Raw genomic sequence first — 13,112 nt, forward strand, 5'->3', positions numbered from 1 at the left:
ACGGTCAGCCGCCCGGTCTGGCTGAGAAATATCGTCTATTGACGGAACCCAAGCGGCGCGCGGCGTCGCAAGCAACAGTGACAAGGGGTCTGTTACGTGCTGGAAGACCGTTCGTTCGAGTTGCGGACCCTGGACGACGTACTCGGTGCCGCGAGCACCGGTTCCGGGACTTCGGCAGTCGTCTCCGGGCCGATCGGGATCGGCAGGTCCGAGCTCCTGGACACGCTGGCGGAGGGCGAGTCCGCGGACGTGTTCCGGGTGTTGCGCGCCGTCGGGTCTCCTATGGAGGAGGACCACGCGTTCGGTGTCGTACGGCAGTTGTTCGATCTCGTCCTGGACGAGGCATCCCCCGCCACGCTGGGCAGATGGTGGGCGGGGACGAGGGCCGACGTCGAGCCGCTGTTCGCCGATGGAGCGGCGCTGCCCGACACGTCCTCGTTGTCGGCGGACCGCTGGGAGGCCGTCCTGCACGGACTGGCCACGATGACCTGCCGGATGGGCGCCGACCGGCCGACGCTGCTGCTCGTGGACGATCTGCACTGGGCCGACGATGCCTCGCTCGCCTGGCTGAACTACCTGGCCAAGCGGGTGTCCGACACACGGGTCGCGATCGTGGCGACCGTACAGGAGGGCAGTATCGCGGCCGAGCGTCAGCCGGTGCGGGAGTTCGTCGGCAGCGCGGACCACAGCGTGCGGCCGGGCGCGCTGTCGGTGGCCGGGGTCGTCGCCCTGGTCGACAGGTGGTTCGGGGAGCCTGGGGACGACGCGTTCGTCCTGGCCTGCCGCGAGGTGACCGGGGGCAATCCGCTGTTCGTCACGGAGGTGCTGGCCGAGCTGGCGGCGCTCGGGCACCGGCCGACGGCCGAGCAGGCACCGGCCGCCCGGCGTTCACGCCCGGCGGCGCTGCGCGAACGACTGCCGCGCTATCTGGCCTGCCTGGGGTCGGCACAGCTGCGGCTCATCAGGGCCGCAGCGCTCCTGCACGAGACGGTTGACGCCGGGCTGGCCCGGTCCGTCGCCGGGTTGGAAGCCCCGGTGTGCGACGAGTCGGAACGGGGGCTGCGGCGGCTCGGGCTGCTCACCTATGACCTGCCGTACCGCTTCACCCACCCCTCGGTGCGGGAGGCGGTCGCGGAGTCGATGACGGCCGCCGAGGAGGACGAACTGCGGGTGCGGGCAGCCCGGCTGCTGCACGCGGACAGCCAGCAGGTGGAGACGGCCGCCGAGCAGTTGACGCTGGTTGCCGCACCCCAGGGCCGCTGGGCCGTCGGCGTGCTGCGGCAGGCCGCTCGGACTGCCCTGGCGGCGGGCCGGCCCGAGGCGGCTGCCGCATATCTGCGCCGGGCGCTGCTCGACACCCCCGCGGACGGCGGGGAACGGGGGGCGTTGCTCGCCTGTCTCGGCATCGCCGAGCGGGAGTTCGACCCGTCGGCGGCCGTCCGGCATCTGATCCAGGCCGTGCCACTGCAGTCGTCCCCGGGTGAGAGGGCGGCCGTCGCCGCCCGGCTCTCCCCCATGGTCATCGGCAACAGTCTCCCGCACGTGCGCGAGCGCCTCCGTCTGACGGCGACGGATCTGGGGCCCCCCGACCGGCTGCCGGGGCCGCTGCGGGAGGTGGCGCTCAGTCTGGAGGCTCGCTGCCTGTATCTGGACCTGACGGAGCGTCCGCTGCTGGAGGCGGGCGCCGAGCGGCTTCGGGCGCTGGGCCCGGACGTGCCGCTGGACACCGTGGCCGAGCGCGAGCTGGCCGCCGTACTGCTGTACGCGGCCGTGCTGACGGGCCGGACGACCGCACGGGAGGCGGCGCGGCTGAGCGAGCGCATCCTGGAGCGCGAGCCGGCCACGCCGGACCATGTGCACTCCGCCCTTCCCCTCGTGGTGTTCACGCTGGCCGCGGCGGACGCGCCGGACCTGGTGGCGCCGTGGCTGGAGCGGGCCGGTGGGAGCGGCCGGGGCCCGGCCGGGCCGTCGGCCCATCCGTTGGGGCTCGTCGAGGAGGCGTGGCTGCTGAGGGCGTCCGGGAAGCCGGCGCCGGCGCTGGCCCGTGCCCTGGAGGCGGTCGAAGCGGGCGGAGTCGGCCTGGAGCACTGTGGTCCCACCGCGCTGATCGCGATGGGTGATCTGGCGCTGGAGACCGACGACGCCGGGCTCGCCGCGCGGCTGCGTCAGTGCCTGTCCCTGCCCGGCCGCCAGTTGTCCGTCACCACACCCGTCGAGCGCTTCCTGTCCGGTGTGGAGGCGGCCGTCGGCGGTGACCTGGGCGACGGCGTCCAGCAGATCGTGAGTTTCGGCCGGCTGCTGGAGCGGCTGGGGTGGAACAACCCCGCCTTGATCCCCTGGCGCGCCGTCGCGGCCGAGCTGCACTGGCGGTCGGGGGAACAGGAGCAGGCCCTGCCGCTGATCGAGGAGGTGTACGGTTCCGCGCTGGCCTGGGGGGCGCCGGCCACCCTCGGCCGGGTGCTGCGGATCCGGGGCGAGGTACAGGGGGGCGAGGAGGGAGTGGCGCTCCTGCACGAGTCGGCACGGATGCTGGAGGACTCCGCGGACCGGTGGGAACTCTCCAAGGCGCACCACCTGCTGGGCAGGCAACTGCAGGCCCTCTCCGACCCGAAGGCGGAGGAGCATCTGCGGTACGCGCGCGAACTCGCCGACGAGTGCGGCATGGGCCGACCCGCCCGGCGCGTGCGGACCCCGGCCGGCCCCGAGCCGCGGACGCTCGTACCGGCGACGGGGACGGCCGTGCTGACCGCCACCGAACTCCGGGTCGCGCGGCTGGCGGCACGGGGCCGGACGAACCAGGAGATCGCCCGGGACGCCGGAGTGACGTCACGGGCGGTGGAGAAGGCGCTGACGAAGGTGTACCGCAAGCTGGGTATCCAGGGCCGGGCAGGGCTGACCGAGGCGTTGCGGCCACCGGCGGACGTTCCGGGCTGAGCCGCGCCCCGGCCCCCGCCGGCCGGGCCCTCTCAACATTTCTGACGTTCAGTCAGATGTTGTGCTCCGCGAAGAACTTGGCTATCAGTTCGTTCCAGGGTTCGGTGTGCACGATGTTGATGAGATGTCCGGCCGCGACTTCCGTGTACTCCGCCCCCGGAATACTGTCGGCCAGGAAGCGCGAGTTGGCCGGGGAGACGAAGGTGTCCTCCGTCGTCGCGATGACCAGCGTGGGTACGTCGATCCGTGCCAGGTCCTCCGTGACGTCCACGGTCCGCAGCAGGCTGTAGTACTCCTCGGATCCGGGCCAGGCCAGCTCCGCCAGCTCACCGAGGGCGCGGTACACCTCGCCGGGCGGCAGCATGTTGACGAGGCTCGCGCCGACGCAGCTCAGGACCATGAGGCGGGCGTAACCGCGGAAGTCACGGCGGGCGAGGCAGTCGAAGGCCAGCGAGATGACGATCTTCATACGCTGGTCGGGAGCGGCGAAGCCCGCCGTCAGGACCAGCCCCTTGACCCGCTCGGGGTGCCGGACCGCGGCCCGTACCGCCACCGCGGCACCGAGCGAGTGGCCGACGACTGTGAAGGACTCCTGACCGGCGGCGACGGCGGCGGCCACATACGCGTCCGCGAGGTTGTCGAGGGTCAGCGCACGGCCGTCGATCGGCTCGCCGGCGGAACCCGGGTACTCCGGTGCGACGACCGTACGGGTCTCGGACAGCAGCGTGGGCAGCGGATCGAAACTGTCCTCGATGGTGCCTGCGGCTGCGGGCACGAGCAGGACGGCCGGGCCACTGCCGGAGACCGCCGTGGTCAGGGGATAGGGCGCAAGCGATTCATCTGACATGCCGACGACTCTAGGGACTGAGATCGAGAAGAAAGTCTAGTGTGGTCAAGGGAATTGGGGGCCGTACCGGGCTCCGTCACGCGCGGCCGAGCCGGCTTTCCGGCACACCGAACGTCTGGGATTTTGTACAGAAGACGATCAATACAGTGACCGCCATGACGTCTCTTTCACCTGCTCTCTCCACCGCCGTCACAGGTTCCGGTCCCGCTCTCCTGCTCGCACACGACGTGGGCACGCAAGCGGAGAACGACTTCGGCACGATCATCCCCGCGCTGTCCACCGGGCACACCGTCATCGCGCCGGACTACCCCGGTTCCGCCGGCACCCCGCGCGCCGAAGGGCCGCTCACGCTCGACGGGCTGGCCGACGCGATAGTGGCGGCGGCCGACACGGCCGGCCAGGACACCTTCACGGTGCTCGGCCACTCGCTCGGTGCCGCGGTGGCGGTACGGGCCGCAGTCCGGCACCCCGAGCGAGTCAAGGGGCTCGTCCTGACGGCGGGCTTCGTCACTCCCGACCAGCGCATGAAGATCACCGCCGCCATGTTCCTGGACTGCCTGGCCCGGCACGACTTCACGGGATATGCACAGCTCGCCGTCCTGACGGCGTTCGGCGACACCATGCTGTCGGCGTTCACACCGGACCAGATGGAGTACGCGCTGAAGAAGATCGCGGGATCCGTCGAGGCGGGTGCCGAGGAGCAGTTCACGCTGGCCCGGACGGTGGACGTGAGCGCCGACCTCGAACGGATCACCGTCCCGACGCTGGTCGTCGCGCCCGTGGAAGACGTCTTCGTCTCGCCGGCCGCCTCCCAGGCACTCGCCGCCGGCATCGCGGGCTCCGAGTACGCGGAGATCCAGTCGGGCCATCTGGTCGCCGAGGCCGGGCCCGCGTGGCTGGCACGCGTGGACGAGTTCCTGGCCGCCCACGGCCTTTGATCGGGCCGCAGCCGCATTCGAACTGCGAGCCTGACACCGTACTTTCGAGATCACGCCTCCATATGTGCTGGGAGCTTCGGTGAATCATCCTGTGAGAGTCGAGGAAAGGACTCTCGTCACGGTTTCCGCGGAGTCCGTCTACCTCGCGGTGAGCAATGTCCGGCGCATGGGTGAGTGGAGCCCTGAATGCGTGGGTGTGTGGTCCCGAAGCCAACAGTTCGAGACCGGAACACGGTTTATCGGATGGAATCGCAAGCGACTGTGGTTCTGGTTCACCTCATGCACCGTCGTACGCGCCGAGTACGCGCGCGACTTCGCCTTCGAGGTGCGTACGTTCGGCATGCCGGTGGCGCTGTGGGGCTACCGCTTCGAGGACCAGGGCGCCGGCTGCCTGGTGACCGAGTACTGGGAGGACCTCCGGTCCGGCCGCAGCGCCCCGGTCACCAAGCTCCTCGGCCTGGTCTTCACGGGGACCCCGTCGAAGCGTCGCGGCGTGATCAACCAGGAAGGAATGCGCGCCACCCTGGCCAGGCTCAAGGCGGCGGTGGAGAGAGCGTGAGACCCCCGTCAGCGTGCGGCGACCACGAGTCGCCTTTCGAGAGAGTAATGCCGAAGTGAGCAAGTTCTTGACGGAGAGTGGTATATCCACTGAAGACGCGATCGCCCTGCACCGCGCACACCTGAGCAAGGGACGCAGTCAACTCGCCGCGATGTTCGGCGGTCTCGTCGAGCAGTCCGCGTCCGGCAGCCGCGTCACCACCACCGATGGGCAGGAGTTCCTCAACTGTGGCGGCTACGGCGTGTTCTTCGCCGGAGCCGGACATCCACGCATCGTGGCGGCCGTGCAACGGCAGGTGGAGAAGCAGGCCCTCTCCACCCGTCTCTTCCTCGACCCCGAGGTCGGACGCGCCGCGCAGGCGCTGACCTCGGTGGCACCGGCCGGGCTCGACCGGGTCCACTTCTCCGGCTCCGGCACCGAGGCCACCGAGACGGCCGTCAAGCTGGCCAGGGCCCACGGGAAGCGTCGGCTGATCTCGATGGAGAACGGCTATCACGGCAAGACCGCCGGCGCCCTGTCGCTGACGGCGAACTCCTTCTACCAGGACCCGTTCCGGCCCCTGCTGCCCGACGTGGTCCACGTCCCCTTCGGTGACCCCGGGGTGCTGGCCGAGGCCCTCGGGTCAGGCGGTGGCGACGCCTGCGTCGTGCTCGAACCGGTGCAGAGCGAGGCCGGTGTGATCGTGCCGCCGCCCGGCTACCTCAAGGAAGTGGCGGCCCTGTGCCGGGAGCACAACGCCTTCCTGGTGGTCGACGAGGTGATGACCGGGCTGGGACGGCTGGGTGCCTGGTGGGGCTGCGATCTCGCACAGGTGCGGCCGGACGTCCTGCTGATCGGGAAGGCCCTCTCCGGCGGCGTCGTTCCGGTGTCGGCCGCACTGGCCACCCAGGAGGCGTTCGCGCCCTTCGACTCCGACCCCTTCCTGCACACGTCCACCTACTCGGGCGCGCCGATCGCGATGGCCGCGGCACGCGCGACCGTCGAGGTGATCCGCGACGAGGGACTGGTCGACCGTGCCGCGGAGACCGGGGCCCGGCTGCTGGAGGCCCTGCGCGCCATCGCCACCGCCCAGGCCCCGGGCCTGGTCCGCGAGGTGCGCGGCGCAGGCCTGCTCATCGGCATCGAACTCGTCGACGCCAGCCAGGCCGGGGAACTGCTTCTGGAACTGGTGGACCGTCATGTGGTGGTCAACCACTCGCTCAACGCGCACCCGGTCGTCCGCCTCACCCCGCCTGCCGTCATCACCCCCGACGAGGAGGCGCGGCTGCTGGAAGCGGTGGACGGGGCGCTGTCGGCCATGGCGAGGAAGTTCTGATCGGCGTCCGCCCTGTCGGCAGGCGGCTCCGCGCACCCCCTGGCTGTTCCACGCATCGAAAGGCCACACACATGGTGACGCTACGCAAGACCATCCTGCTCACCGGCGGCTCCGGAGTGCTCGGCACCGCGCTCATCCCGCAGTTGGGCCACCATCGCATCATCGCCCTTGCGCACAGAAGACCACCGTCCGGCTGCGATGAGGTGGTGCACGGCAACGTCTCCCTGCCTCTGCTGGGGCTGGACGCAGCCGTCTACCGCAAGCTGTGCGCCGAGGTGGACGTCGTGATCCACTCCGCGGGCATGGTGAAGTTCAGCAGCACCGCGGAGGAGATGGAAACCCTCAACGTGCGGGGCGCGCGCGAGATGTCGCGGTTCGCCGTCGACGCGGACGCAGCGCTGATCCACGTCAGCACGGCCTACGTCGCACGCGTGGAAGAGATCCGGGCGGCGGGCGGAGAGCAGGCCAGCCGGGCCGGCAGCAGTCCATCGCTGTACGTGACGTCCAAGGTCCTCGGCGAGCAGATCGTCCGGGAGAGCGGCGCGCAGGCCGTGATCGTACGGCCGTCGATCATCATCGGCGACTCCGTCACCGGGGAGATCTCCCAGAAGCAGGGGCTGCACACCTTCGCCCACAACGTCCTGCGCAACCGGCTGCCCTTCGTACCCAGCGACCCCACGGGCTTCGTCGACTTCGTCCCGCAGGACCTGGTGGCCCGGGCGATCGTGACGCTGCTGGACCGGGATGTCCGGGACGGTGAGTACTGGATCAGCAGCGGGTCCCACGCGCTCACCTCCTACCGGCTGACCGAGGTGATCGTCGAGGAGGCCGACGCCCGGGGCATCACGGTCAATCCGCTGCGGGTGCTCGCCCCGGACATCGTGGAACGCCTGGTGCGCCCCGCCTTCTTCGACGTGGTGCCCGGCTGGGCGAAGACCCGGCTGGACGGGCTGCTCGACATGTCCGCCGTGCTGTTCCACAAGCACCCGATCCCCAGCTCGCTGGCCGAGATTCCCGGCTGCGAGTACGCGGCGGACGTCAAGGCCGGCGAGAAGGCGTGGCGGGCCTCGGTCCGTCGCATGATCCAGGAGCGGTACCGGACCTACGCCACGGCCTGACCGCCGGCCGCCGGAAGGGAAGACATGAGCGCGGAACAAGCCTTCGGGCACCGGCAGAACTACCGCACCACGCGCGCGGAGTACCTCGGCGTCTTCGCCGTCGCCGCTGTCGCCTTTCTGTGGCACATCGACGAGGTGCGCTGGGGACCGGCGATCCTGCTGTTCGTCTACATCGACGTCATCGGCTACATCCCGGGCCTGATCGCCTACACCCTGTCAAGGGACGGGCGCATCCACCCGGTGTTCCACATCCTGTACAACGTCATGCACACCTGGCTGAGCGCCGGCCTGGTGATCCTGCTGTGGGTCTGGCAGCTGGGCCCGGAGTGGGCCCTTCTGGTCGTCCCGCTGCACCTGTTCGGCGACAGAGGTCTGCTGGGCAACTACGCCAAACCTGTCAGCGAGCCGTTCGAGCACTTCGAGACCGGCCGTCAGAAGGCCTTCCGCGCCGCACGGCAGGCGGAGGTGCACACCGCATGACCACTCCGCAACCGGACGTGCTGGACAGCATCGCCGCGTACGCCGACCACCCCAGCGGATTCCTCGCCTACAACGACGGTGTCGAGCATTTCACCTCCCCGTCCGTGGCGGGTGTCATCGCCTACCGGCGGCGCGGCGACACCGTGTTCACCTTCGGTGGGCCGTTCGCGCCCGCCGAGCTCCGCGGCGCGCTGCTGGCCGAGTTCCAGCAGCGGGTGGTCGGCGCCCGGCAGCGACTGGTCGCCGCACAAGTCCGGGCCGCGGACCTGGATGTGTTCGCCGGACGGGACTGGACGGTCAACCAGCTGGGCAGCTCGTACAGCATCGACCTGGAGCGTTTCACGCTGAAGGGCAAGGCACTGGCAAAGATCCGGCAGAACATGGCCCGGGCCCGGCGGGAGAAGGTGTCGGTCCGCGAGGTGCCGGCCGTCGACCCGCCGCCCGAGCTGGACGAGATCGACCGCACATGGCTGCGCGACAAGGGCCGGCACGTCAAGCGGATGACCTTCCTGGTGGGCGAACGCACCGGCCGGGGCACCCCGCACCGACGGCTGTTCGTGGCCGAGCGCGACAGGGCCGTGATCGGCTATGTCTCCTACTCGCCGTCGTACGGCAGCCGTCCCGGCTGGCTGTACGACCTGACCCGGCGCACACCGGAGGCCTCGGTCGGCACGATCGAGCTGATCAACTTCGCTGCCCTGCAGACGTTCACAGAGGAAGGAGCCAGGTGGCTCCACCTGGGGCTGACCCCGTTCGCCGGGCTCGGCACCGAGCCGGGCAACGCCAGCCCGCCGCTCACTCGCATGGTGCGTCTGATCTCCGAGCGGGGCGCGTTCGTCTATCCGGCCCGGTCCCAGCAGGCGTTCAAGCTCAAATGGGCGCCGCAGGTGGTCGAGCCCGAGTACGTGGCTTTCAGAGGCGGTCCCCGGCCGTCCTCCCTCTGGCAGTTGTTCCGCATCACCAACGCAATCTGACAAAAACGACCATCATTGAGGATCACAGGATGACGACGGACATCGCCCCCGAGGCGGACTGGGACCAGGCTCCCAACGTGCTGGAGGGAGCCCGTGGGCTTAGGCTCAGCCCAGAGCGGTGCGACCTGGACTACTGGATCGCCAATGTCGCGCAGGGGACACTCAAAGGGCTGGTCAACGGCCACCACCCGGACGCCGTGACACCCGACTACATGCTCAAGTCCGGCCCGCTGCGCGACGCGCTGCTCTTCGAGTTCTCCTTCCGCTCCATCGCCGAGGACAAGGCCGCGCGGGCCATCACCTCCCTGGTGCAGAACGCCCCCGACGTCAAGTCCATGGAGTTCTACGCCACCCAGCTCATCGACGAGGCCCGGCACGCTCAGGCGTTCCGCGCGCACATGGTCGAGGTCGGCGTCCAGGAGACCGAACTCGACCAGGTCATCGAGGAGTACGCGGGCGAGCACCGGCGCAACGTCCTCGACCCGCTGGAGGAGTTCGGCCTGAGTGTGATGAACGGGCCACACGCCTTCGTCTCCGGAGTCGCGGTGCTGACCATCCTGGTCGAGGGCGTGCTGGCGCCCACCGGCGAACTGAGCGAGCACAAGTGGAAGATCGTCGACCCGGCGGCGGCGAGCGTGGAGCGCGGCGCGGGCATCGACGAGATCCGGCACCTGACCGTCGGCAGCGAGATCGTCAAACGGCATCTGGAGCAGGACCCGTCGCTGAAGGAGCATCTGGCCGACGTGATCCGGCGCGGCAACGAGCTGTGGGCCAAGCTGCCGGTGCTCGCGGTGCTGGAGCGCCGGGAGCAGCTGTTCCAGACCGGCATCCAGCAGATCGCCGACGTCATCGGCGACCACGAGATCTGGCCCGGCCGCCGGCTGCTGGACAGCACTCCGGACGAGCGGATCGCCACCGCCCTGGAGTGGTCCGTCGAGACCCAGACCGCCCGCCTGGCCTACATGGGGATGGGGGAGTGAGCAACCGGGACACGCGTCCGGCTACGGACCCCGCGCCCGACCGGCTGACGGTGGCGCTGCCTGGCGGAGCCGAGCTGGCGGTGCTCCGGTGGCCGGGCCCGGCCACCGGAGCACCGCTGGTGGTGGTGTGGCCCGCGCTCGGTGTGCGGGCGCGGTTCTACCGGCGTTTCGCCGCCGAGCTGGCAGCACACGGCCTGGGCGTCGCGGTGGTCGATCTACGCGGCTACGGGGACAGCCGGCCCAGGCCGGACTCCTCGTCGCGGTACGGCTACCACGAGATGGCCACGGTGGACTACCCGGCCGTATTCGACGCGCTGCGCGAGCGGGCGCCGGACAGCCCGTTGTTTCTGCTGGGGCACAGCATCGGCGGGCAGATCGGCCTGATGTACGCGGCCAGGAACCCGGCCGAGCTGGACGGGATACTGCTGGTCGCGGCCGGCACGCCGCACTTCCGTACCTATCCCGGGCTGACGAAGCTGATCCCGCTTCTGGGCACCCACGCCATCGCCGGCGTCGCCCGGCTGCGTGGCTACTGGCCAGGCGACGTCCTGCGCTTCGCCGGGCGTCAGTCCCGCGTCCTGGTCGGTGACTGGGCCCGGATGGCCCGTACCGGCCGCTATCGCCCGGCCGGCGCCAACGTCGACTACGAACAGGTGATCGCGGACCTTCGTCTGCCGGTGCTCGCGGTGTCGGTCGGCAACGACCTGCTGGCCCCGCCCGGCGCGGTGGACGCCCTCTGCGGGCTGCTGCCCGGCGCGACGGTGTCCCGTTGGCACCACGCCGAACAGCTCAGCCACACCGCCTGGGCCAACCGGCCCGAGCCGATCGCCAGGGAGATCGGCCGATGGATCGACAGCACGCTCGCGGGCAAGCCCTGGCCCGGCCCCGGAGGAGACAGCGATGCGGTTTCTTGAACCGGAGCGCGAGACTCTGGAGACGTTCCTGCCCGGACTGGACGACCGACTGGCGGCTCTCCCCCTGAAGGAGCGGGAGCGGCCGCGGGGTCCCGCACTGACCCTGTTCAAGGAGGCGGGCGGCCCCGGGCTCGTGGTGCCCCCGGAGCACCGGGGGCTGGGGGCGAGCGCCGTGCAGGCCGTACGGCTGCAGCGGGCCGTAGCCTCGCGCAGCCCCTCCCTGGCGGTGGCCACCACCATGCACCACTTCTCGGTGGCGGGCCTGATCCAGGCGTACGAGGCCACCAAAGGCATGGAGTGGATGCTGCTGGAGGCCGTCGCCGACCAGAGGCTGCTGATGGCCTCCGGGTTCGCCGAGGGCAGGTCTGGGCAGTCGATCCTGTCGTCCTCCATCACGGCCCGGCAGGACGGCGACGACATCGTCCTCAACGGGTTCAAGAAGCCCTGCAGTCTTTCCGCTTCGATGGATCTGCTGACCGCGTCCGTGGCGCTCGACACCGACAGCGGTCCGCAGCTGGCCGTGGCGCTGGTCCCCGCGTCGACTCCCGGTATCTCCGTGCACCCGTTCTGGGGTACCACCGCACTGGTCGGCGCCGAGAGCGACGAGGTACGGCTGGAGGACGTCCGAGTGCCGACGGACATGGTGGTCCGCACCGAGCTGGGCGAGGACGGCAGTCTGGACCGGATCCAGACCGTGGGCTTCATCTGGTTCGAGCTGATGATGGCGGCCTCGTATCTGGGCATGGCCAGCGCACTGGCGGAACAGGTGCTCGCCAGGGACCGGGCGGACGTCGCCGAGCGGGCCCGGATCCTGGTGGAACTGGAGGCCGCGATGGGTGCCGTGGTCGGCGCCGCGTCGGCGCTGGACGGCGACGGCCCCGTGGGGCAGGCGGAGCTGCTGCAGTCGCTGGTGGTCCGATTCTCGGTACAGGACACCATCGACCGGGTGACGCCGCGCTGTCTGGAGGCGCTCGGCGGCATGTCGTACGTATCCAGTGACGAGACGTCGTATCTGGCCGCGTGCGCGGCCGCCCTGAAGTTCCACCCACCGTCGCGCGCCTGGTCCGGTCAGGCGCTGTGCACGGCCTTCGCCGGCGGACCGCTGGTCCTGGGCTGAACCCGGCCGCCGTTGGCCGCCTGCCGGCGTTCGACTCTCTGGAAGGAACCCGTAATGCCCTGCCTGATACGTGTCGAGGGACTGCTCCCGGGTCGCGACGCGGACGAGGTGTTCGACCGCGTCCGTGACTTCGAGAATTACGCCGACCACACCGACGCCGTGCGCGAGGTCACGGTGACCGCCGACTCCGCCGGCATCGTCGACTCCGCCTGGGCGGTGAACTTCCGCGGCGGCGTTCTCCACTGGACCGAACGGGACGTGATCGACGCCGCCGCCCGGACGATCACCTTCGATCAGCTCACAGGCGACTTCGCCCGGTTCGACGGGAGCTGGGACGTCCAGCAGGCCGGCGACGACGTCGTGGTGCTGTTCTCCTGCGAGTTCGACATGGGAATCCCCAGTCTGGAGCCGATCATCAACCCCGTCGCCATGCGTGCCCTCATCGACAGCATCGGGCTCATCCTGCGCGGCCTGCTGGGAGAGGAGATCGAGCTCACCAGCACCCACCAGGACACGGCCGTGGTCGGCCTGTGACGGCCAGAGCGCCGAAAGGGCGCGGCCCTCGCTCGTTGCGCCTGGCCTTCATCTGCGCCGGCGTCGTCATGGTCTACCTGGACAGCACCGTCGTGGGGGTGGCTCTCCCCGACATGCAGGAGAAGATGGACATCGGGGTCTCGGCCCTGCAGTGGGTGTTCGACATCTACGTTCTTGCCTTCGCCTGTTTCCTGCTCACGGCCGGCACTCTCGGCGACGCCCTGGGGCGCGGCCGGGTCTTCCTGGTCGGCCTGACCGGCTTCACCGCCGCGTCGGTCGCCTGCGCGCTGGCCACCGACATCGAGGCGCTGCTGGTGGCGAGGGCTGTGCAGGGCGTCTTCGGAGCCGTCATGATCACCGTGTCGCTGGCCCTGCTCCGGCAGCTCTACGCCGAGGAGCGGG

12 protein-coding genes and 1 pseudogene are annotated in these 13,112 nt (G+C 70.3%); 12 read left to right on the forward strand and 1 reads right to left on the reverse strand.

The features are described 5' to 3' along the window. Nucleotides 1-96 precede the first annotated feature (96 nt). The gene (locus tag CES90_RS22750; RefSeq protein WP_189786397.1) at nucleotides 97-2,934 is read left to right on the forward strand and encodes an AAA family ATPase; all 2,838 of its coding nucleotides are present in this window, start codon (nucleotides 97-99) and stop codon (nucleotides 2,932-2,934) included. 52 nt (nucleotides 2,935-2,986) lie between these two features. Here the strand turns inward: CES90_RS22750 and CES90_RS22755 are convergent, their stop codons facing one another. After that, complete coding sequence (locus CES90_RS22755) at nucleotides 2,987-3,781, reverse strand: alpha/beta fold hydrolase (RefSeq protein WP_189786398.1); 795 nt, start codon at nucleotides 3,779-3,781, stop codon at nucleotides 2,987-2,989. Nucleotides 3,782-3,936: 155 nt separating this feature from the next. Here CES90_RS22755 and CES90_RS22760 point away from each other — a divergent pair, with 155 nt between their 5' ends. The 11 genes and pseudogenes from CES90_RS22760 to CES90_RS52030 all read left to right on the forward strand — a co-directional run. Further along, nucleotides 3,937-4,719, forward strand: coding sequence for an alpha/beta fold hydrolase (locus CES90_RS22760; RefSeq protein WP_189786399.1), 783 nt, complete (start codon nucleotides 3,937-3,939; stop codon nucleotides 4,717-4,719). A 91-nt stretch (nucleotides 4,720-4,810) separates the two neighbouring features. Beyond that, on the forward strand, nucleotides 4,811-5,278 hold the full coding sequence (locus CES90_RS22765) for an SRPBCC family protein (RefSeq protein ID WP_229914227.1): 468 nt from the start codon (nucleotides 4,811-4,813) through the stop codon (nucleotides 5,276-5,278). A 55-nt stretch (nucleotides 5,279-5,333) separates the two neighbouring features. After that, on the forward strand, nucleotides 5,334-6,593 hold the full coding sequence (locus tag CES90_RS22770) for an aspartate aminotransferase family protein (RefSeq protein WP_229914228.1): 1,260 nt from the start codon (nucleotides 5,334-5,336) through the stop codon (nucleotides 6,591-6,593). A gap of 71 nt (nucleotides 6,594-6,664) precedes the next feature. Then, nucleotides 6,665-7,711 carry an SDR family oxidoreductase gene (locus CES90_RS22775; RefSeq protein ID WP_189786401.1) on the forward strand — a complete coding sequence of 349 codons (1,047 nt, stop codon included), beginning with the start codon at nucleotides 6,665-6,667 and terminating at the stop codon, nucleotides 7,709-7,711. A 24-nt stretch (nucleotides 7,712-7,735) separates the two neighbouring features. Further along, nucleotides 7,736-8,191 carry a hypothetical protein gene (locus CES90_RS22780; protein WP_189786402.1) on the forward strand — a complete coding sequence of 152 codons (456 nt, stop codon included), beginning with the start codon at nucleotides 7,736-7,738 and terminating at the stop codon, nucleotides 8,189-8,191. Beyond that, a complete protein-coding gene (locus CES90_RS22785) occupies nucleotides 8,188-9,165 on the forward strand; it encodes a bifunctional lysylphosphatidylglycerol flippase/synthetase MprF (RefSeq protein WP_189786403.1) in 978 nt (325 codons plus the stop codon). Before CES90_RS22780 ends, CES90_RS22785 begins: the two co-directional genes overlap by 4 nt. A 29-nt stretch (nucleotides 9,166-9,194) precedes the next feature. Continuing rightward, nucleotides 9,195-10,145, forward strand: a complete 951-nt coding sequence (locus CES90_RS22790; RefSeq protein ID WP_189786404.1) for a ferritin family protein — start codon at nucleotides 9,195-9,197, stop codon at nucleotides 10,143-10,145. After that, a complete protein-coding gene (locus CES90_RS22795) occupies nucleotides 10,142-11,059 on the forward strand; it encodes an alpha/beta hydrolase family protein (protein WP_189786405.1) in 918 nt (305 codons plus the stop codon). Before CES90_RS22790 ends, CES90_RS22795 begins: the two co-directional genes overlap by 4 nt. Beyond that, nucleotides 11,046-12,176 carry an acyl-CoA dehydrogenase family protein gene (locus CES90_RS22800; RefSeq protein WP_189786406.1) on the forward strand — a complete coding sequence of 377 codons (1,131 nt, stop codon included), beginning with the start codon at nucleotides 11,046-11,048 and terminating at the stop codon, nucleotides 12,174-12,176. The genes CES90_RS22795 and CES90_RS22800 overlap by 14 nt, the downstream gene beginning before the upstream one ends. Nucleotides 12,177-12,230: 54 nt before the next feature. Beyond that, complete coding sequence (locus CES90_RS22805; RefSeq protein WP_189786407.1) at nucleotides 12,231-12,710, forward strand: type II toxin-antitoxin system RatA family toxin; 480 nt, start codon at nucleotides 12,231-12,233, stop codon at nucleotides 12,708-12,710. Nucleotides 12,711-12,823: 113 nt separating this feature from the next. Beyond that, nucleotides 12,824-13,105 (forward strand): annotated as a pseudogene (locus CES90_RS52030) (MFS transporter); the annotation flags it as partial. Nucleotides 13,106-13,112: the final 7 nt, after the last annotated feature.

It is taken from the genome of Streptomyces capitiformicae, assembly GCF_002214185.1.
GTDB lineage: Bacteria > Actinomycetota > Actinomycetes > Streptomycetales > Streptomycetaceae > Streptomyces > Streptomyces capitiformicae.

Bases quoted from the DNA above. Each gene is read 5' to 3' on its own strand.
- CES90_RS22755 (WP_189786398.1), bottom strand. From the start codon at position 3,781: ATGTCAGATGAATCGCTTGCGCCCTATCCCCTGACCACGGCGGTCTCC.
- CES90_RS22760 (WP_189786399.1), top strand. From the start codon at position 3,937: ATGACGTCTCTTTCACCTGCTCTCTCCACCGCCGTCACAGGTTCCGGT.
- CES90_RS22775 (WP_189786401.1), top strand. From the start codon at position 6,665: ATGGTGACGCTACGCAAGACCATCCTGCTCACCGGCGGCTCCGGAGTG.
- CES90_RS22780 (WP_189786402.1), top strand. From the start codon at position 7,736: ATGAGCGCGGAACAAGCCTTCGGGCACCGGCAGAACTACCGCACCACG.
- CES90_RS22785 (WP_189786403.1), top strand. From the start codon at position 8,188: ATGACCACTCCGCAACCGGACGTGCTGGACAGCATCGCCGCGTACGCC.
- CES90_RS22790 (WP_189786404.1), top strand. From the start codon at position 9,195: ATGACGACGGACATCGCCCCCGAGGCGGACTGGGACCAGGCTCCCAAC.
- CES90_RS22800 (WP_189786406.1), top strand. From the start codon at position 11,046: ATGCGGTTTCTTGAACCGGAGCGCGAGACTCTGGAGACGTTCCTGCCC.
- CES90_RS22805 (WP_189786407.1), top strand. From the start codon at position 12,231: ATGCCCTGCCTGATACGTGTCGAGGGACTGCTCCCGGGTCGCGACGCG.